The organism is Psychrobacter sp. TPE 89C (assembly GCF_055522395.1).
Genome location: NZ_JBVFXW010000001.1, coordinates 60,626 through 79,614 on the forward strand (window position 1 = coordinate 60,626; position 18,989 = coordinate 79,614).

At 42.6% G+C, this 18,989-nt stretch carries 14 protein-coding genes; 4 read left to right on the forward strand and 10 right to left on the reverse strand.

Going from position 1 to position 18,989, the window contains the following annotated elements; genetic code table 11:
* Positions 1 to 37 precede the first annotated feature (37 nt).
* The 6 genes from ACZW67_RS00240 to ACZW67_RS00265 form a co-directional block, all read right to left on the reverse strand.
* Positions 38 to 670 (reverse strand): NAD(P)H-binding protein, encoded by a 633-nt coding sequence (locus ACZW67_RS00240; protein WP_465181711.1) that lies wholly within the window; start codon positions 668 to 670, stop codon positions 38 to 40.
* Positions 671 to 886: 216 nt separating this feature from the next.
* Positions 887 to 1,336, reverse strand: coding sequence for a YaiI/YqxD family protein (locus ACZW67_RS00245; protein WP_197099776.1), 450 nt, complete (start codon positions 1,334 to 1,336; stop codon positions 887 to 889).
* Positions 1,336 to 2,688, reverse strand: a complete 1,353-nt coding sequence (locus ACZW67_RS00250) for a 5-(carboxyamino)imidazole ribonucleotide synthase (protein ID WP_465181712.1) — start codon at positions 2,686 to 2,688, stop codon at positions 1,336 to 1,338. The genes ACZW67_RS00245 and ACZW67_RS00250 overlap by 1 nt, the downstream gene beginning before the upstream one ends.
* A 193-nt stretch (positions 2,689 to 2,881) precedes the next feature.
* A complete protein-coding gene (gene purE, locus ACZW67_RS00255) occupies positions 2,882 to 3,442 on the reverse strand; it encodes a 5-(carboxyamino)imidazole ribonucleotide mutase (protein WP_465181713.1) in 561 nt (186 codons plus the stop codon).
* 99 nt (positions 3,443 to 3,541) lie between these two features.
* Positions 3,542 to 4,507: a metallophosphoesterase gene (locus ACZW67_RS00260; RefSeq protein ID WP_465181714.1), complete on the reverse strand. Its 966-nt coding sequence runs from the start codon at positions 4,505 to 4,507 to the stop codon at positions 3,542 to 3,544.
* A 252-nt stretch (positions 4,508 to 4,759) separates the two neighbouring features.
* Positions 4,760 to 5,368, reverse strand: coding sequence for a rhomboid family intramembrane serine protease (locus ACZW67_RS00265; protein WP_110921813.1), 609 nt, complete (start codon positions 5,366 to 5,368; stop codon positions 4,760 to 4,762).
* Between the two features lie 454 nt (positions 5,369 to 5,822).
* Between ACZW67_RS00265 and ACZW67_RS00270 the strand changes: the two genes are divergently transcribed.
* Positions 5,823 to 7,427 carry a hypothetical protein gene (locus tag ACZW67_RS00270; protein WP_465181715.1) on the forward strand — a complete coding sequence of 535 codons (1,605 nt, stop codon included), beginning with the start codon at positions 5,823 to 5,825 and terminating at the stop codon, positions 7,425 to 7,427.
* Positions 7,428 to 7,790: 363 nt separating this feature from the next.
* Entirely contained in the window at positions 7,791 to 9,362 is a 1,572-nt protein-coding gene (locus tag ACZW67_RS00275) for an OmpA family protein (protein WP_465181716.1), read from the forward strand.
* 95 nt (positions 9,363 to 9,457) lie between these two features.
* Here ACZW67_RS00275 and nagZ read toward each other — a convergent pair whose 3' ends face one another.
* Positions 9,458 to 10,543 carry a beta-N-acetylhexosaminidase gene (gene nagZ / locus ACZW67_RS00280; RefSeq protein WP_201588580.1) on the reverse strand — a complete coding sequence of 362 codons (1,086 nt, stop codon included), beginning with the start codon at positions 10,541 to 10,543 and terminating at the stop codon, positions 9,458 to 9,460.
* A gap of 504 nt (positions 10,544 to 11,047) precedes the next feature.
* Between nagZ and ACZW67_RS00285 the strand changes: the two genes are divergently transcribed.
* On the forward strand, positions 11,048 to 13,258 hold the full coding sequence (locus ACZW67_RS00285) for a carboxy terminal-processing peptidase (RefSeq protein WP_465181717.1): 2,211 nt from the start codon (positions 11,048 to 11,050) through the stop codon (positions 13,256 to 13,258).
* Positions 13,259 to 13,792: 534 nt separating this feature from the next.
* Here ACZW67_RS00285 and ACZW67_RS00290 read toward each other — a convergent pair.
* Positions 13,793 to 14,278 carry an FKBP-type peptidyl-prolyl cis-trans isomerase gene (locus ACZW67_RS00290; RefSeq protein ID WP_194195977.1) on the reverse strand — a complete coding sequence of 162 codons (486 nt, stop codon included), beginning with the start codon at positions 14,276 to 14,278 and terminating at the stop codon, positions 13,793 to 13,795.
* Positions 14,279 to 14,612: 334 nt separating this feature from the next.
* Here ACZW67_RS00290 and ACZW67_RS00295 point away from each other — a divergent pair, with 334 nt between their 5' ends.
* Positions 14,613 to 16,661, forward strand: coding sequence for a M61 family metallopeptidase (locus ACZW67_RS00295; RefSeq protein WP_465181718.1), 2,049 nt, complete (start codon positions 14,613 to 14,615; stop codon positions 16,659 to 16,661).
* 196 nt (positions 16,662 to 16,857) lie between these two features.
* Here ACZW67_RS00295 and copM read toward each other — a convergent pair whose 3' ends face one another.
* Together copM and ACZW67_RS00305 are read right to left on the reverse strand one after the other, a co-directional pair.
* Complete coding sequence (copM, locus tag ACZW67_RS00300) at positions 16,858 to 17,667, reverse strand: CopM family metallochaperone (RefSeq protein ID WP_465181719.1); 810 nt, start codon at positions 17,665 to 17,667, stop codon at positions 16,858 to 16,860.
* Positions 17,668 to 18,421: 754 nt separating this feature from the next.
* Positions 18,422 to 18,928, reverse strand: a complete 507-nt coding sequence (locus ACZW67_RS00305) for an N-acetyltransferase family protein (protein WP_465181720.1) — start codon at positions 18,926 to 18,928, stop codon at positions 18,422 to 18,424.
* Positions 18,929 to 18,989: the final 61 nt, after the last annotated feature.

An 18,989-nucleotide genomic window follows, 5' to 3' on the forward strand; every position in this document is an offset into this window, starting at 1 on the left:
TAAACCTTTCGGCTTACTCGCTTTTCTGCTTCAATGATTATAACTTTGCGATAGCTTCATCAATGGCTGTCTTACCATTTTGCATGCTAAAGACGGTCTTGATAGTATTGTCTGCCTTTAATACAGCGGCCAAAGTAGTGGCGACATCTTCAATCGAATTTTCGCCTGAGCTGTCATTATTGACGGTAATTTTGCCAGTGGCTTCACGCTCTTTTAACGCGCCTGCCTGTACGATGGTGTAGTCCAAAGTGCTGTTGTTGATTAACCATTGGTCAGCATAATGTTTACAGATATAGTATTCTTTTAAATCGGCAATTTTATCCCATTTACTGGTATCTAATGAGAATACCGTACTGAGCATAATATAGCGTTTGATGCCTTTGTCTTGTGTCGCTTGAACGGTCTTAACTGCACCATGTAAGTCTACTTCTAAGACGTCTTTGCCACCTGAGCCTGCAACAAAATAAACAGCATCAATATCTTCATCTATTTGCTTTTGAATTGAGTCTTTTTCAGCCGTAATATCTAAATCTAACTGGCTATAATTGTCATCTTTAAATAGCTTTTCTTCCTGACGGGTAGTACCAATCACTTGATGGTCGTCAGCCAATAACTGCTTAACCAAATCAGTACCTACTCGACCACTTGCGCCAATTACTAAAATTTTCATCGTCATTCCTATTTTTATTTACGTTATCTTTATTTAAAAACTGAACATAGCGTAACAAGGATAGGCGGTACGCTTCGTTATGAAGCGTGCCGTTTGCATAGAGTTTGGTTATATAGTGTATAGGGTTTGCAAGGAGAGAGATAAAATAAGTATCGCTAGTAACGGACGTTAGCATGGTAAAAAACCAGATGAAGAATGTCTGGCGAATGTTAGAAATTAGCGCACCAGTTTATTTAATCCATCAGCAAACGCTTTTTTATCGCGGTCACCGTAAGGCTTCTGTCCGCTCATCTCTTGTAGCTCCAAGACGCCAGTGCCACGCATGGTATCCATAAAATCACGCATATTGAGCTTTTGCTTGATATTATTTTTATCGTAGATCACACCGCGAGTGGTCAAAACCATGCCACCTTTGTCCAAAATATCATTGGCTAACGGTATGTCGCTAGTAATGGCCAGATCGCCTGGCTGTATTTGCTCAACGATATAATCATCGGCCTTATCAAACCCTGACGGCACCACTGTCATAGTGAGCAGTGGTGACTTGCGCAGTTTAATCGACTGATTGGCGACGAATATCGCCATGGTTTGTGTGCGTTCAGCCGTTTTGATAATCAAGTCTTTGGCTATCAATGGTACTGAATCCGCATCCACCCAAATCTGCATTATTTCTTAGCCTTTTCTGTTTTCGACTTAGCGTTGATAGCTTTATCTGACGGGCCGTCTTCAATAGCCAATACTTTACTTTCTACAGTATTGTTAGAGTCAGTCTTGGTTAGACTATCTTCCACTTTTGGCTGGCTATCAATCGCAGAAGGTTTGTTCTCAAGTCCCATTTTATTGGGTAGCGTCGCGACGAGCTTGGCTAATGCAGGCTCTAAATCGGCCACATCGTTCGGCATCAGAGTAATATGCGCAATCTTACGATCGTCACGTTCTTCTTTGTGGTAGCTATGATAGTGCGCACCATCGATATTTAGCACGGCGCTGATATCAGGATATTGTCCCAAGATATTGAGCATAATCGCTGGGTGTACATTATCCGTATCACCTAGTGGTAGATTGACGACTGCGCGAATATGGTTTTCAAACTGACTGGTAATAGCACCTTCAATACTCCAGTGCCCAGAGTTGTGTACGCGTGGCGCAATTTCGTTAGCAAGCAATGCGTCATTACCGCGTTCGTCTTTGGTCACAAATAACTCAAGCGCCATGACACCAACATAGTCTAAATGGTTCATGACGGTGGTAATAGCATCGGTTGCTTGCTTGAGCAAATGGCTAGTTCCAACGGCAGGGGCTTGGGTTTTGGCTAAAATACCATGGTGATGATGGTTTTCGACCAAGTCATAGCAACGAACCTGACCGTTTTGTGCACGTGCCGCAATCATAGACACTTCACGGCTAAAGTTAATAAAGCCTTCGGCAATTAATGGTGCTGGCGTCGGTGTGAGTGAGCCTTTTCCAGTGACTGCGTCTTTGAGATCTTGCCAAGCGGCTTTAATATCGCTGTCTTGTTTGATGACGAATTGACCTTTACCATCATAACCACCGCGGCTGGTTTTTAGAACAATAGGCAATCCTAATTCATCACAAGCTTGTCTTAGTTCAGCTTCAGAATTGACAGCCATAAAGGGTACGGTGGCAATATCAAGCGAGTTAAACATCTGCTTTTCTTTTAAGCGATCTTGAGCGATATCTAGCGCAATCAATGGTGGGAACATGCCTTGCTTGCTACCAGATTTTGATAAGGCAGTAAGCTGTTCGACAGTCGCCGTCGGCGTGTTTTCAAATTCTAATGTAAAAACATCAGCGGCTTCGATAAATGCTTCTAATTGCTCGCTATGAAACACGCGACCGTATAGGCTGGCAGGGCAGTCAACACTGTCTTCTAAAAATACACATTGGTAGCCTAGGGGCATGGCTGCTTCGGCAAGCATCATACCAAGCTGACCACCGCCTAAAATACCGATGGTACGAATGGTTTGGGTAACAGGATAAGCGTTTGCTGTAGTCATGGCAGGCTCTTTGAATAAAAGTGAATAAGGTTTTTGTATATTAAAATCTAAAAATCAATGGGTGAAAATAGGAAAAGGTGCACTGTATGCACCTTATATCTAATTGGACTTGTTTAAAAAACACAGTGTGATAGCTTTTATTTTTGGGCTACCACTCTTAAAGACTCTGCTATAAAAGCCATTCTATACTTACTTAGGCGTTGATAATACCTGGCGTTGGACTAGCAAGAATGGTTTCAGTTTGAGACTGTCGCATCTGATCTAGCTTAGTAGCAATCGTGTCATCATGCAAGGCCAAGACTTGAATCGCAAGCAGGGCAGCATTGTAAGCACCTGCTGAGCCAATTGCTAATGTCCCAACAGCGACACCTTTAGGCATTTGCACGATAGACAGTAGGCTATCCCAACCGCTAAGCATAGATGACTTTACAGGAACACCAAAGACAGGGAGTGGTGTTTGGCTGGCACACATACCAGGCAGATGCGCCGCGCCGCCTGCACCAGCGATGATAATTTGTAGTCCGTTGCCTTTCGCATTTTTGGCATAATCAAATAATCTATCAGGCGTACGATGTGCTGAGACCACTTCGCATTCAAAAGCGATATCGAAATCTGCTAGTAATTGTGCAGCGGCGCTCATGGTCGCCCAATCAGACTGTGAGCCCATGATGATGCCAACTTTAGGTTGACCAGCAGGAGAGGTGATAGGTCCGTTTTGCTCAACAGTAGTAACAGTTGCCGATGTGGTGCTCATGCGTTGATATCCTCAAAAAGACCATCATACAAAAATTTAGCCGCCTTCGTAAAGCCAAGTTTACGGTTTAATACGATAGATGCGTCAATATCGCTAATATTACGGGTTTATATGGATATTTTCATCATGGCGATATTGTATGAAGTTACTGGCTTGTAATGGTAACGGCTGCTCGGTATCGAGCTGATAGCAAGTAAGGTAGCCACTGTCTATTGCTGCTGAATAATCGGTACAAGCGACTTGCTTGCTCAGTGGTTCGGGCATGCCCGTTAGCCAATAGTGACCGACAAATACAGGTTTGTGCGTCTTTAATGCAAAGTCGATGTTTTCGGCCATGGCATCTTTTGGTATTTGAGCCATTGCTGATGAAGGCGCACGTGAAATCTCATGCAGTGTGCGCGACTCTAATTCATCAAGCCACCAACGTACCCGCACTCGCGTACGTTCAGTGCCTTCTTTATCGACCATGACCAGACCGTCAGGCAATGGGGTTTCTACACCTTTTAATACGCGCTCTAATGCGTCGAACTGTGTGGTATCTTCTTTGGCAGTGGCGATTAAGCTTTGTGGCGTTAGACAGTTATTATCCGTTAATAAAGGTTTTAGCACCGCCATACTATCGACATCCCAGCAGGCATGCACAAAGCAAGCATAGTCAGTTTCAATCCATAATGGAATTTCAGATAACCGCTGTAGCCAATATTGATGGCTCTCTGAGCCAAATGGTAGTTCGGCTAAAAATGCTTCATGTTGGCGTGTATGCACATCATTGTGCGAGCGCAGATATTGGGTAGGACGATCAGGATTAGGTGTAGCAAAAGCCAGCGCATTGTATTCATGGTTACCCATCACCGCATCAGCTACATCAGCATCTAGCATCGCAAAGACAATCTTTAATGTCGCCACTTGCTGTGAGCCACGGTCGATTAAATCACCGATAAATAACGCTCGATGGCCTGCTGGCGGTATAAAGCACTCACCATTGTGAACATACCCTAACTGTAGCAGTAGGCCAACCAATTTGTCTGCATAGCCGTGAATATCACCGATAACATCTATAATCATAATGAACTATCAAATCTTAATATATATAAAGTCGAAGAATACGAAACTGACAAGGCTAGGATAACGACTCTCTGTAATGATTTCAGAAAGCTACTATCGTTAAGAGCTACTGTTGTTAAAAGCTACTGTTGTTAAAAGCTACTGTTGTTAAAAGCTACTGTTGTTAGAAGCTACTATCGTTATAAGTTATGGTCGTTGAGAGTAGCCCTGTACCATTGCTGTTTTATTATCTCTAATCCAAGAGCTATCTATTTAGAAGCTAGGAGACAATAACGCATTGATAAAGTGTGATAACACCCGTGGCTCTAGCACAATCGTCGCTATGACCCCGAAGGCGCCACCCCACATATGTGCCATGTGATTGATATTGGAGCCGCCACGTTTGTCTGCATATATACTATAAGCGACATAAGCGACTGCAAATAAGATTGCAGGGATAGGAATGACTGCAAACAGATAGATTTTTTCCCACGGTGCTAGCAAAATAAAGGCGAATAATACCGCTGATACACCGCCCGAAGCACCAAGGCTTAAGTAACTGGCATTTTTTTTATTCTTAAGGTAGCTTGGAATCATCGCAATGATAATGGCCAGTACGTAGAACACCACAAAACCATAACCGAATAAGAATGACTGATATAATCCTTCAATCGCGCGACCAAAAAAGTACAAGGTAAACATGTTGAAGAGCAGGTGCATACTATCGGCATGAATAAAACCATGCGTCACAAAACGATCCCATTGACCATTATTTACCGCTGGTGGATAAAAAATAAGTCGATTGAATAACGCTTTATTTTGCCACGCTAATAAGCTAATAATAACGGTGATTATAATGATAAGGGTCGTATGATTGAACAAAGGAAAATCCTTAGGCCGCGCCTGATATGTGACAATATTATTATAAATGGCAGTATTATAAATGCTGGCAGTGTTCAAAGCCTAAGCGTTACGGCTGAGTAAAAACCTACATATGACCAATAATTAATGATTAAATGTCGAATATTAATAATGAAGTCATACTAACAGTAGTTATGATGATACGAAAACTTATTGTGTGACAAAACAATGCATTTTCAGGCTGTTATAGTGAATAATATAACAATGTATCAGGCAGAATAAGTAATGCTTCGTATAATGACAGTAACTAGTGCTAATAGTAATGATGATTGATAGTAAGTAGAGCTGATGGCAGCAGTCTCATCAATGATAGAAATATGCTAAGAATACGTCATTAGTAGACAAAATTAAAATTAAAACCAACACTCAATTCTTTTTACACGTATAAAGCGAAGGCCGAAAGAGGCAATAATCTATGAGTATTATCGACCAGTTAGAAAAAACCGTTACCCCAGCTGTATTAGGTCAGAGTGATAGCAAAGATAGCGTGGCGCATGTCAGTCTACTTGAGCAGTTTTATGCCATTTTAGCCGCACGCCTAGCATTGCCTCAGGTTTACTCGCAACTACTTCGCACCGATCAATTGCTGGCGACCAACAATGGCACAGAGACGACATTGTTTAAGCAGTTATGGCAAGATAATGAAATGCAGCAGACTATCATCCAAGAGCTTGCCGCTACGCATCATATTGATGAATCAATGACAGCAGAGTTACTTATCAATTCATCACCACTCGCTTATCGTGAGCTAAAAATATTGGCCAATGGACAGTTTTTGCCAGCATTTTTGCAGGGTGAGCAGGCGGCGCTACGTCAGTACTTACCGATATGGTCAGCACCTATTATTGCCGCCAATTCAAGTCTGAACAATGAGTCAGGTTCAAAAACCATAGCGGAAATAAGTCCTGTATTAGAGACTGATAACGTTTTAGGTAAACTTGATAAGCCCAATGTAGAGACAAGCGCAATCAGTGCAATGGCAGCAGCTGATATAGATAGCGCTGAGACAGAAAAAGAAAGCGATGACCTGAGTCCCAACTTGGATACCATTCATGTCAACCCATCAGCACATCATCTGGCAGAAAACAGTAGCATCAAGCGAGCAAAATTACGCACCCGTAATCAACGCAATGATTTATTGGTAAAGGTGTTTTTATTAGTCCTCGCGATTGCTGCTATGGCACTGGCTGCTTGGGCTCTACTAATCAAGCCAAACAACGTACCACCTGTGGAGCCAATTGAGACAGTACCTGCCGTCGTTGCACCTACGCCACCTGTAGAAGTGTTGACACCGGTCGAGCTCATCGTGGGAATGGATAACAGCGGGGGGCTCACTAGCTGTAGCGCTGTCGTGGGTGATGAAGCGCTACAGAGTGCGTTGCAACAAGCGTTTAATACCAGTTTTGGTCAGCAATCAAGCACTTGTGAGTTGACAGTGCGGGCAGGCGTCGCCAATAGTATGGCAAATCTACCGACAGAGATGCTGCCTAATATTTTAAACATGCTTAGAGCGGTGCCATTTGCACGTCTAGAATTGCAGAATGATCGCCTCACGTTAGCAGCGCCAGATAGTACTTTATTACAACGACTGGTCACGGATATCCGCACGTTGGCGCCAGCGATGATAGTAGATAGCAAAGAGCCACTGCCATTACCTGACAATGGTAATAATGGCAATAATGGCAATAATGATAACGTGAACGGTATGTCAGGAATGAATGAGATGGGCGGTCAGTTTGCAAACGATGAGGCTGCTTTAAATAATCAGTATGGTAACGGTGATAGCAACGGCGGGTCTGGAGAGTTCCAAGCAGCAGATGACAACACAGGCGATCGTATGGCACCAGCCCCTAATAATGGCATGAACAATAATACTATGAATGAGCCTGTTAATAATACTCGCAATATTCCCAACAATGCACCGACGAATAACCGCCCATCAGGCCCTATTTCCGAATCAGAATTAGATGATTTGGCGGGTACCTCTTTTATAGCTGAGCCTGCCCAAGTCAGAAACTAACGGGTTTGATAAGAGTTGTTTGATTGTTTTTACTTTAGGATTAACAATTCAGATAGATAAGCAGTATGGGGTGGTGGTATGAGTTTCTCGTACCACCATTTTTTTATCTAAGGTGCTATGTGATATAGGATATTGTGTGTGATAGGTTTATATGTGACAGTGGCGACATTACCTAACGTATCATTCGCACAACAACGTGTTGATTGTTAAAGCTGATTTAATACTTTTATAATAATGAAAAACTGAATACAGCAATAATGACACCGACCGTTATAGCTTTTATCTGTCATCAAAATCTTATCTAACAATATTTTTAAGTATTTTAAGCCTATAATCAGGTATTAATAAATAGGGAGTTATATTATGGATATTACCAGTCATTTGACCCGAACAGTAAGTCCAGCAGTATTGGAGGATGATCGTAGCCCAGCTAAAAAAAATCTACTTGAGCAGTTCTACGCTATTTTTGCTGCCCGCCTAGCGGATAATGCTACCTATGACCGTTTTGCCAATGAGAGTATTACTCGTGATGATCAAGAGTTCTATGATCGTGTATGGACAGACAGCTCGCAACGTGACCAAATCGCTCGTGAGCTGGCAGGCAAGCACAATGTCGATGCGATAGCCTCTCGCGGACTCATTGCTATGGCCGCGCCACTTGCTTTTCATGAAATAAAAAGCTTGGCAGGTACAACGCCTGTACCACAGTTTTTGCATGATAATCTAGACAGCTATCAGCACCACATTCCTACATGGGCAAGCGCTGTCTTACCAGTCAGTACCTTGGCCGCTGAGCCTGTGGTTGAAGTGCCTGTTTCTAATACAGCTACTACAGAACCATTGCCACGTGAAGACGAGCCAAAAGACAGCTTTTTGAAAGCGCTACTACCAATTATTGGCTTGATTATTTTGGGTGCATTGGCTTGGGCCTTACTACGTGGTTGCCAAGAAAATCCTGAGCCTGTTGCTACACCAGCGATGGCGCAGCAAGTCGCGGGTGTCAATAATGTAGAACTTGCTTCATTACGTATTGCCACCGATGAAAACAGTGAATTATATGCTTGCCGTATGCGTGTGGGTGATGAAACGTTGCAGACCAACATGATGAATGCACTCACGGCTGCATTTGGTGATGAAGCCAATAAATGCCGCGCTGATGTCGATGATAAATTTGCGATAGATATGCCAGCCACAGCTCAGCTGACGACCATTTTGCCTATTCTCAAAAATGTACCAAATGCGAGTATGCTGATCGAAGGCGATACTATCACCGTTAATACGTCTGATGTACTAGCACTGGACCAGCTAATCGCTGATTTAAAAGCCGCTGCTCCAGCCATGAAGGTACAAGCGGAAAGACCGTTAGACTTAAAAAATGAGATAGAGAGTAGTCTATTCGCTGCAAACAATGCTATGAAAAATCTTGGTGACAATCCCGATCCAAGTGATGTGGCTCGTGCGCTAAGTATTCAGGTTATCAATTTTACTGTAGATGATGCGACACTTCCTGAAGTTAATAAAGAGTTGCTTGACCGTGCTGCAAAAATTATTAGCGAAGCACCGGATATAAAACTGATGATTGTCGGTCACACAGATGGTCAAGCATCGGACGAATATAATAACAAGTTGTCTCTTGAGCGTGCTGAGTCTGTCAAACAGTACTTGGTTTCCAAAGGTGTTGATGCTAGTAAGTTGACGGTAAAAGGTATGGGCGAATCAGAGCCTATCGCTGATAACTCAACCGAACAGGGTCGTTTCCATAACCGCCGTATTGAGTTTGTCGTTGACGATCAGCCTATTGGTGCAAACGATGGAATGATTATTGGTAATGATGCGCTTGACCCAGACTTGAACCCACTAGACAGTGATAACGATGATGTATTGCCTGATAGTGATGATGCGAGTCAGGGCACAGTAGTAGATCCAGCCAATTAATCGATATTATTTCGATTGAAGTACTACTAATAATAAAAAACCGCACCTTGATTAAGACGCGGTTTTTTATTTTTTTATTTATAAATGATAAAGGGCTATTTATAGTCAGTAGGGTCTTTTGGCGCATTGGTACTATTAGGTGTTTGCCCATCAGCTTGAGGACTAAAAAAGGCCTGAGTCACATTTTGCTTGGCCTGTTGCCAATACTCAAACTGCTGGCAAGTAGATTCCAGATCCCCTTGCCATACTGGTATGTCGCCACACATCGTTTTGATGCGATTTTGGTTGGGATAAGGGAGGTCTTGCGCTGCTTGAGCCGCTTCATGTGCGGCGACTCGATCATTACAAACCAGTGCAATGTCACACCCTGCCTCAATCGCCGCTTTTACACGTGCGCTGACATCGCCCGCTGCTTTGGCACCTGCCATGCATAGGTCATCAGAAAATAAGACACCATCAAAATCAAGCTGATTACGAATGATGTCTTTTAGCCAAATTTTAGAAAATCCTGCTGGCTTATCATCGACTTGCGAAAAGATAACATGAGCAGGCATTAACGCATCAAGCGATGTGAGCGTTTGCGCAAACGGCTGCATATCGCTATTCATAATCTCATCAAAACTACGTGTATCGATGGCTTCAGCCACATGTGAATCAGGCGCAACTGCACCGTGTCCGGGGAAATGCTTGCCTGTGGTTGCCATGCCTGCCGTTTTCATGCCGCGCATAAACTGTGTCGCTAGGGCAGTGATCGCTTGTGGCTCATTATGAAAGCTGCGATCACCAATGACTTGACTGATGCCGTCTCTATCAAGCACTGGTGCAAAACTGAGGTCAATACCCACGGCCAATACTTCTGTCGCCATTAGATAGCCACAATCATAAGCAAGGCTCAGCGCAAGGCTAGGGTCTTGGTTGAATAATTCACCAAGCTTGCCCATCGCTGGCAAAGGGGTGAAGCCATTGCGCAGACGCGCGACGCGACCGCCTTCTTGGTCGACACCGATTAATATATCAGGGTTGTGATAGCGTATGTCATCGCACAAGGCTCGCACTTGCGCAGCATCTGCCACGTTTCGAGCAAATAAAATTACTCCGCCAACTTGTGCCTGTTTGAGTAAACTAACATCTTCAGCAGTCAGTGCGGTACTATCGATATCAATCATTAAGACGCCGTACATTGCGTAATCCTTATGGTGTTATATATTGTTATATGATGGGTAGCGCTAAAAGTAGCAAGTGATGAATCAAAACTGTCTTATTATGACAGCTATTATTAACTGAGCATAATGTGGCACAGGTATCGACTCAAATCAATTTTTGGATAGCCATTAAAGCAGTACTAACATGTGCAAATAACGATGCACAACAAATATCATAGAAAGTTTGGTATGTGCAGGTGTAGCGTGTAATATTGCTTATACAGTTTGAGACAGTCGAACCATAATGCTCATGATAATATTGATTGATTTTGAACACTATTTGAACATTGTATTGGCAGTTTTTGACGAATTTTAGGGGCTATTATTAGGACGCTATAATCGAAAAATATCTAACATGCATTATCAGTGATAAACATGCTAACGCATAGAAAGAGTGACATTTATAGGCAGCGAGATATTTAAGCACTTTTGATCTTTATAAAACAAATAATATTATTAACGCAAAATAACTAGGGATACATGATGAAAAAACAACCAGCACAGTGGTTACTCAGTGCAGCGTCAGTGGGCATCGCCGGTATTATTCTTACCCAGAGCTATGGAACGGCAGTCGCCGATACCAACACTGAAAGCTTCGTACAAACTCCCGAACAAAAAGTCACCACTCGCCAAGTAGCGGCATTGCTGGATCGTAGTCATTATCTGAATCAACCGCTCGACAGCAAAACGGGTAGCGAGATTCTATCCATGTATATTGATAGCCTTGATCCAAACCATACTTTGTTTTTGCAGTCCGATGTCGATGAGTTTAAGAAAAAATATGCCGATGACTTCGGTGCTCGTCTCAAACGAGGTGATCTATCTGCAGGCGTAGATGTTTTCGAGCGATATCGCAAACGTTCAAATGAGTATTTTGCGATGGCAAGTAAAATGCTAAAAACGAAGATCGACTTGACTGGCAAAGACACCATCGTACTCGACCGTGAAAAGCTCAATCATTTCAAAACTAAAAAAGAGCAACGTGACTACTGGACACGTCAGCTAAGATTTCAGTTGATGAGTATTACGCTGGGCCAAGAAGACGAAAAAGCTAAAGAAGAAGTGTTTTTAAGCAATCCAGACATCACTCGTGGACAAGACTTGGTACGTAATGATCAGCGGACGCCAAGCGAGATTCTACAGAATCGTTTGTCACGTCAGCAAGAGCAGTTCAAGCGTCTCACAGATGATGAGATCATGGAAACGGTCTTGAATACAGCAATGCTGACTTACGATCCACACAGTAATTACTATGCACCGATTCAGGCGACTGAGCTGCAAATTCAATCTAGTTTACAACTAGAAGGAATTGGCGTTTCTATCCGTCCAGATCGTAAAAACCCAGATTATACTCGCATTGTCACTTTAGTAGATGGCGGTCCAGCAGCTAAATCTGGACAAATCAAGCCAAATGATTTGATCGTTGGTATCGCAAAAGACGGTGAAACTATGACCGATGTGGTTGGCTGGTCAACGCGTGAGATTGTGAGTTTGATTCGTGGTAAGCGCGGAACCTCAGTGACCATCAAAGTACGTCAGCCTAATACCCCTGATGCTAGCGCCCGCAACGTCACGGTCGTCCGTGATATTATTCAACAAGAAGAATCAGGTGTTACTCATCGTGTCGTAGAAGTGCAGCGTCCTAATATTGATAAAACACCAAAACGTATCGGTGTCCTTGAGATTCCAAGTTTTTATCTGAATTATCAAGCCCGCCGTAACGGTGAAGACTACCGTAGCGTCAGTATCGATACCGAAAAAGCACTAAAAGCGCTCAATAAAGAAAATATTGATGGTTTGGTTGTCGATCTACGTAATAACCCAGGTGGCTCATTAGATGAAGTCGCTAGAATGCTTGGCTTCTTTATTAAGAGTGGGCCGATGGTGCAAATTCGTGACAATCGCGGCAATGTTCAGGTCTACCGTGACGATGATGGTGGCGAGCAACTTTATAGTGGCAACATGACGGTCATTACCAACTTAGCATCTGCATCAGCCAGTGAGATATTTGCGGCTGCTATTCAAGATTATGGTCGTGGTCTGGTCGTCGGTAGTACGACGACAGGTAAAGGCTCTGCCCAAATTCAATTGGATAGTTTGGCGCTAGGGTCAGCCACTTTAACGCAGCGTAAATTCTACCGTATTACTGGTGGTAGTACGCAGAATAAAGGTGTGGTGCCTGATGTTGAACTGGTCAATATCTATGATGATGCTACCTTTGGTGAGCGTGCACAGAAAAAAGCCTTACCGTGGGATACTATCAAAACAGCCCCTTATAAGCCTGAAGGCAAGTTTACCAACGATACATTAGCGACACTCAATCAGCAATCCAAAATCCGTCAAGAGCAAAATCCACAGTTTGTTTATTTATCAGCGCTAAATGATATTCGTGATATGGAAGATGAGAAAAAACCTATTCAGCTAGATATCAATAGTCGCCGCGCCAAAATGCAACTGATTGAAAAACGTTCGTTGGAAGCTGAAAACAAACGTCTCATCTCAACTGGTGAGCGTCCTTATGCCAATTGGAATACTTATCAAGCGGCAATGGATGCAAAATTTGAAGAGCGCAGTCGCATGAAGGCTAGTGAACGTCCAGAATTACCTGAAGACGAAGCTTTCATCAATGAAGCCGCTTATGTCATGCTGAGCGCTGAACCGAAAGCGTTGCTTAGTCCTCAAGAAAAGCTATAAGCTATAGTGCTGTAGATGGCAAAAATGTATTATTCAAATCCATGTAAGCATATGCTTACATGGATTGACGTTTATACCTCTTACTAACCATGGGGCAATCTGCGATTATAACTGTACGGCACGGCTGAACGAAAAGGTTCATTGGTACTAGGGATTGGTATCTTACAGGTCGCATCAAGGATAGGTGGTTTGCTGGTTAGGGATGATAGGGCTGGATGCCCGAATAGTTACAAGATGCCCCGGGATTAGGTATCTTATAACGATGACATGGATGGTTAGTGATAAAAGCCGCATAACGCTTGTCGTTATGCGGCTTTGTTACGTCTGGAGGAAGGCCATTGCAATTGATAGATTTTTTGGCTGTAAGCTTATCTGATGCAATATCGTCTCAGTAGTATTTTTTACAAATTGTAGGTATAAAAATAAGCATAAAAAAAAGGGTCAATAGCGATGGCTACTGACCCTTTTTAGATGAAATGACAGTCACATTGGTGACTTATCGCCTCATCCTTTCTTAATCTTCTCTAGAAGAGATTAGTGCTCAACGCCACCAGCACCATGTACATGGCCATGGTTTAGCTCGTCTTCAGTTGCTGCACGTACTTCTTGGATTTCAACATCAAACGTCAAACGCTTACCAGCCAATGGATGGTTTGCATCAACGGTTACTTCTTCATCGTTTACAGCAGTAACGGTAACTAGCATTACTTGGCCACCAGCTTCTGACTGAAACTGCATACCAGGTTGGATGTCTTCAACGCCTTGGAAGTTGTCACGTGGTACGTGTTGTACTGCTTGCTCTTGATACTCGCCGTAGCCATCAGCAGGTTCAACAACTGCATTGACTTGTTCGCCAGCAGATTTACCTTCTAGCTGTTGCTCTAGGCCTGGGATGATGTTGCTATGGCCATGCAAATAAGCAAGTGGTTGACCTTCTGGTGATTGGTCAAGAATGTTGCCTTCGTCGTCTTTTAGTGTGTAATTGAATTTGACGGCGGTATCTTTTGCGATAGTAGTCATAAATTATCCTAAATATATCTGTGTAAAAAATTAAATACGGTTGCAATAAACCTAAAAAATCCAATTAGCAGGCCAAATAGCCACGTCATGAGTCAATTATCATCAGTTTATTAAAGTAACTTTAGCAGTTAGCATCTTTAATTGAGATGACACATATAACTTTCAAGGTAAAAACAAGAAAAAATGCCATTTAATCTCAATAAATGTCACATTTTATCAAAATAAACACTGTTTTAAGCAGTTTACAGTGAGCTATTGGATATTCGTGGTTTGGCGGTTGCGTTTTTGGGTGAGGGCTTCTAACATAATGATAAAAACAAGGATGAAAAAGACGATGACTTCTGTTACCAATACTGCAAATAATCAATTCATAGATAGCAATACCAACAATAATGATGTGAACAATACCAACGTAATCGCTGATATCAGTTATCGATTCAATTTTGATCGTTTCTTTGAGCATTTGATCGATGTGTCGCTGAGCTTTACGGCAACGGCCAATTCTCCTCAGCTTTGGCTGCCAGCATGGATACCGGGCAGTTATCTGATGCGTGAGTTTGCCCGCAACATCACCGCTGTGCACTATCAGGTGTTATATGGTCAAGCAACGGATAGCAAAACAACTAGTCAAACAACAGATAGTGACACACCACTTAAGACTTATCGTGCGCAGAAAATAGACAAACATACTTGGCAGTTACCTCAAGTAGAGGCAGGGCAGACAATAGAAGTTCACTATGAAGTGTACTGTTATGATCTGTCGGTACGTACTGCCTATGTTGATCAGCAGCGCTTATACGGCAATTTCACCTCGCTTGCCTTGGCAGTTGACGGGCAAGAGCATACGCCTGTCAATGTGAGCTTAATTATTCCGGCTGCGTTTTTTGCAGATAAAGAAGAAGCGCGTGTCGTTCTGGCATCTGGTTTAAAATCTACCCATTTGAAACTCGATGGTCAGCATGCTTACGGACTACAAGCAGATAGCTATCACGAGATGATCGATTATCCTTTTGAAATCGCAGAGCAAGATAAGTTTGATTTTATTATTCAAGATAACGAACATCAGACGCTACATCATAGTTTTTACCTTGCTGGTAAGCATAATGCCAATATGGGCAGGTTGCAGCAAGATATCACTCAGATTTGCCAGACGTATTTAGGCTGGCTAGGTGACGCACCTTTCCATGATTACACGTTTATGACGTTTGCCAGTGGTCAAGACTACGGTGGCCTTGAGCATATCAACTCTACCAGCTTGATTACCCCGCGCCGTGACTTGCCAAGTATCAATGAGCCAAAAATACCAAGCACAGATTATCAGCGGTTTTTAGGTTTATGCAGCCATGAGTATTTTCATTCATGGTGGGTCAAAACAGTACGTCCTGATGTCATGCTAGAGGTTGATTTGCGCCGTGAGGCTTTTACGCCATTACTTTGGGTGTTTGAGGGTTTTACGTCTTATATCGATGACTTTATGTTGCAAGCGTCAGGTGTGATTGACAAATCAAGCTATCTCAAGCTATTGGCGGAACAAATAAATCGCTACTATCAAACCGCTGGGCGTGCGTATCAGAGTGTCGCAGAGTCGAGCTTTGATGCTTGGATTAAGTTATACCGCAATGACGAAAATACGGGTAATGCGGGTATCAGCTATTACAATAAAGGGGCGCTGGTTGCGTTATGTTTGGATTTGATGCTGCTACAAAAGAGCGCTGGTCGCTATCGTCTGTTTGATGTGGTTAAGGCCTTTTATACTCAAGCCAAGCAAAACGATAACCAACGTGTTGGCATCAGCAGTGCCGATATGGGTGCGGTAATTGGGCAGTTTATGCCATTAGCGGATTGGGAGGATTTTGAGCATCGTTATGTCAATGGTGTTGAAGAGTTACCAATTGAAGCGCTGTTGGCTGCTAATGGTACTAACATGCGTACCAATACCAAAGAGACCGCGGATAAGCATTTGCCGTGGGGTATGCGTTGTACTGAAACGCCTGCCGGACTAAAGGTTAATCGCGTACAGCGTGATAGCGCGGCTGCCAGAGCTGGGATTTCAGCGCACGATGTCATTGTGGCGATTGATGGCATCAAAGCCGATAGTAAACAGTTAGCTTCGTTTAGCAATGCAGCACAGAATGTTGAATGTTACTTGTTTCGCCGTGATGAGTTGATATGTGTCAATGTACTACCGAAAGTGGCTATGGGATTACAACAGTCAGCCAGTGCTGATAGTAGTACGAATGATATTAATGAAAAAGTATTTCCGCATAAAGTAAGTCTACACTTAGCAAAAAATGATATATCGTCAGGCATTAGTGACGAGCATTCTCTAAATAATGCGGGCTGGCAAGCGTGGCTTAATGCGATAGAGCGTTATCAGAATTAAGGGCATTGAGTTAAGTACACTAATTTGAGTACGTTAATTTAAGGTTATCGATTTTAGCCACTCTACCTAAGTATTCAGTTTGAGCATTCATAGAAAATAAAACCTCTGCTAAATGATTATATTTAGCAGAGGTTTTGCGTCATACACTATCAGTATACTTTGGGGTTTTCTTCAAACATCAGAGGTAACTCAGTCTCTAAGAGTCAGGTGTTTCAGTTTTTGCGTCTACTTCACCTTCATCAAGTTTATCTTCTGTACTTTCATCTACTTGAGAGTCTGCAATCCAATTTTGCATCCGTTTGATTTCGGGTTGCTGAGTGTCGATGATATCTTGTGCCAGTTGACGCATCTCTTCGTCAGTACCATATTTTAGCTGGATAGTGGCCATTTCTACTGCGCCCAGATGATGTGGTAGCATGCCGCGCGTGAATGCCATGTCAGGGACGGGATCGGCAATACCCAGTACCATCTCACCATTCAAGACATCCATACTTCTAGCATAGGCTTGTTGCATAGCTTCGGTATTGGGTTTAGGTTTTGCTGTATCAGGATGGCTGGCAAGCCATTTATTCAAAATATCGATTTCAATCTGTTGAGCGTCAATAATTTCTTGAGCGAGCTGACGTACTTTTTCATCAGTACCGTATTTCAGTTGGATTCTTGCCATGTCTATCGCGCCACGATGATGTCCAAGCATGCTTTTAGCGAATGCAGTGTCAGGGTCGTTGTAACCCATACCGATCATCATTTCATCATGCATTCTAGTCATTGATTTTGTATAGTCTTTGAGCACATCAGTCATTTGGCTTTCGTCAATGATGTCTTCATTTTCCGCTAAGTCATTAACTTCGGCTTCATCTTGAGTCTCTGCTATATCAGTCACTGGCGTGGCGACTTCTTCGTCAGTGGTCGCTTCATTGTTTTCTGTTGTCGGCTGACAGGCACTCAGTATGAGCGCAGCAGAAATACTGGTGGCCAACAATAAAAAACGATGAGAAGCAATCATGATGTATTCCTAGAATAAAAATTTAATAATAAATGAATGAAATCTATTACAGACAACCACTCATGTTTCGAAGCTTAGCAGATAAACCTTACCCGTTCGAGACGCTATATTTAATAGGTCGTAACGAAAGCTCATTTATCGTAGGGGAGGCTGCTTGAAGCCAAAATATAAAGTCCTAGACGCTGACGTGCTCGTTTTTAATAGTCGTTTTCTACGTACTTATTTATTTTAGAAAATAACTGGTTTGAGGTGGCCGTATATTATCAAACTCGACAAAGAAAACATAACCTTGCTTTTTATAGAAATCTAACGCTTGCAATGATGTCGTCTATAACCGATAGTTTATTGCTCCTTTGGAGAGGAGGTCATATTCTAGATATCGTAATAATTTCGAATCAAGCCCTTTTGCACGGGTGGATTCAGATACTCATAATTATTCAACATAGAACCAGCGCCCTTTAATTTCTCCAAGAATATCGCCTACTGTCTGATGATCCTTGTTTTTACCAACGCAGCAGCTCTCTTTCGATATACTGAGCCAGTATGGTTTTCATTGAATCCATTTAGTCCAACTCTGATTGATACAAAATCCGCTTCGCCTGATTTTGTATCTGTAGCTTACAGAAAAGAAGTACCACCCCATTAAGGTATAGGTAACGTAAGAGATACGTCTTTTCAAACCACCTTAAGAATTAGACGTAGAGCACAGTAAAAATGCTATACGTTGTGAGTCAACCTTCAAGCTCTAATTAAATTACAGTATTTTGAAGAAATAAACGGTGCCTTCTAGCTTTCCTGTAGAGCTACGTGCGAATTGCGGAATTTGACCCACCTCGGTATAGCCAATAGAACGATATAACGAAGATGCGACGTCACCTACACGGGTATCGAGTACAAGTAATGACAAATTGATCTCAGACGCTACAGCTTCCATTAGCGACATTAGTTTCTTACTAACACCTTTACCTCGAGCGTCTGTATGAACCATGAGTTTTTCGACTTCTCCTCTATGTGAGCCATTAGGCTTAGAACAGAGTGAGAGTTGGACTGCGCCTATTACACTTCCATCGTCATATGCAAGAAACAACTTCCTAAGTCCTGATGCAAGTTCTGTTTCTACAGATGACCAATATAATTTTATCTCTTGCTCATCGATTGGCGTTAAGAAACCAACAGACGCACCACTCTCGATACTGTCAATTAGCAATGGATGTAATTGTTCGACTAGACCTAAGGTGGTACTTATTTCTTTTATTTCCATAGAACGCTCCTTATCATTTAACGTTTTAATATATAAAATCCTATCACGTGTCCATCAATCA

Excerpts from the sequence above, each read along its gene's own strand:
- ACZW67_RS00305 (WP_465181720.1), bottom strand. The coding sequence starts at position 18,928 with ATGGAAATAAAAGAAATAAGTACCACCTTAGGTCTAGTCGAACAATTA.
- purE (WP_465181713.1), bottom strand. The coding sequence starts at position 3,442 with ATGAGCACCACATCGGCAACTGTTACTACTGTTGAGCAAAACGGACCT.
- nagZ (WP_201588580.1), bottom strand. The coding sequence starts at position 10,543 with ATGTACGGCGTCTTAATGATTGATATCGATAGTACCGCACTGACTGCT.
- ACZW67_RS00270 (WP_465181715.1), top strand. The coding sequence starts at position 5,823 with ATGAGTATTATCGACCAGTTAGAAAAAACCGTTACCCCAGCTGTATTA.
- copM (WP_465181719.1), bottom strand. The coding sequence starts at position 17,667 with ATGATTGCTTCTCATCGTTTTTTATTGTTGGCCACCAGTATTTCTGCT.
- ACZW67_RS00285 (WP_465181717.1), top strand. The coding sequence starts at position 11,048 with ATGAAAAAACAACCAGCACAGTGGTTACTCAGTGCAGCGTCAGTGGGC.
- ACZW67_RS00275 (WP_465181716.1), top strand. The coding sequence starts at position 7,791 with ATGGATATTACCAGTCATTTGACCCGAACAGTAAGTCCAGCAGTATTG.
- ACZW67_RS00240 (WP_465181711.1), bottom strand. The coding sequence starts at position 670 with ATGAAAATTTTAGTAATTGGCGCAAGTGGTCGAGTAGGTACTGATTTG.
- ACZW67_RS00290 (WP_194195977.1), bottom strand. The coding sequence starts at position 14,278 with ATGACTACTATCGCAAAAGATACCGCCGTCAAATTCAATTACACACTA.
- ACZW67_RS00245 (WP_197099776.1), bottom strand. The coding sequence starts at position 1,336 with ATGCAGATTTGGGTGGATGCGGATTCAGTACCATTGATAGCCAAAGAC.
- ACZW67_RS00295 (WP_465181718.1), top strand. The coding sequence starts at position 14,613 with ATGACTTCTGTTACCAATACTGCAAATAATCAATTCATAGATAGCAAT.
- ACZW67_RS00250 (WP_465181712.1), bottom strand. The coding sequence starts at position 2,688 with ATGACTACAGCAAACGCTTATCCTGTTACCCAAACCATTCGTACCATC.
- ACZW67_RS00260 (WP_465181714.1), bottom strand. The coding sequence starts at position 4,507 with ATGATTATAGATGTTATCGGTGATATTCACGGCTATGCAGACAAATTG.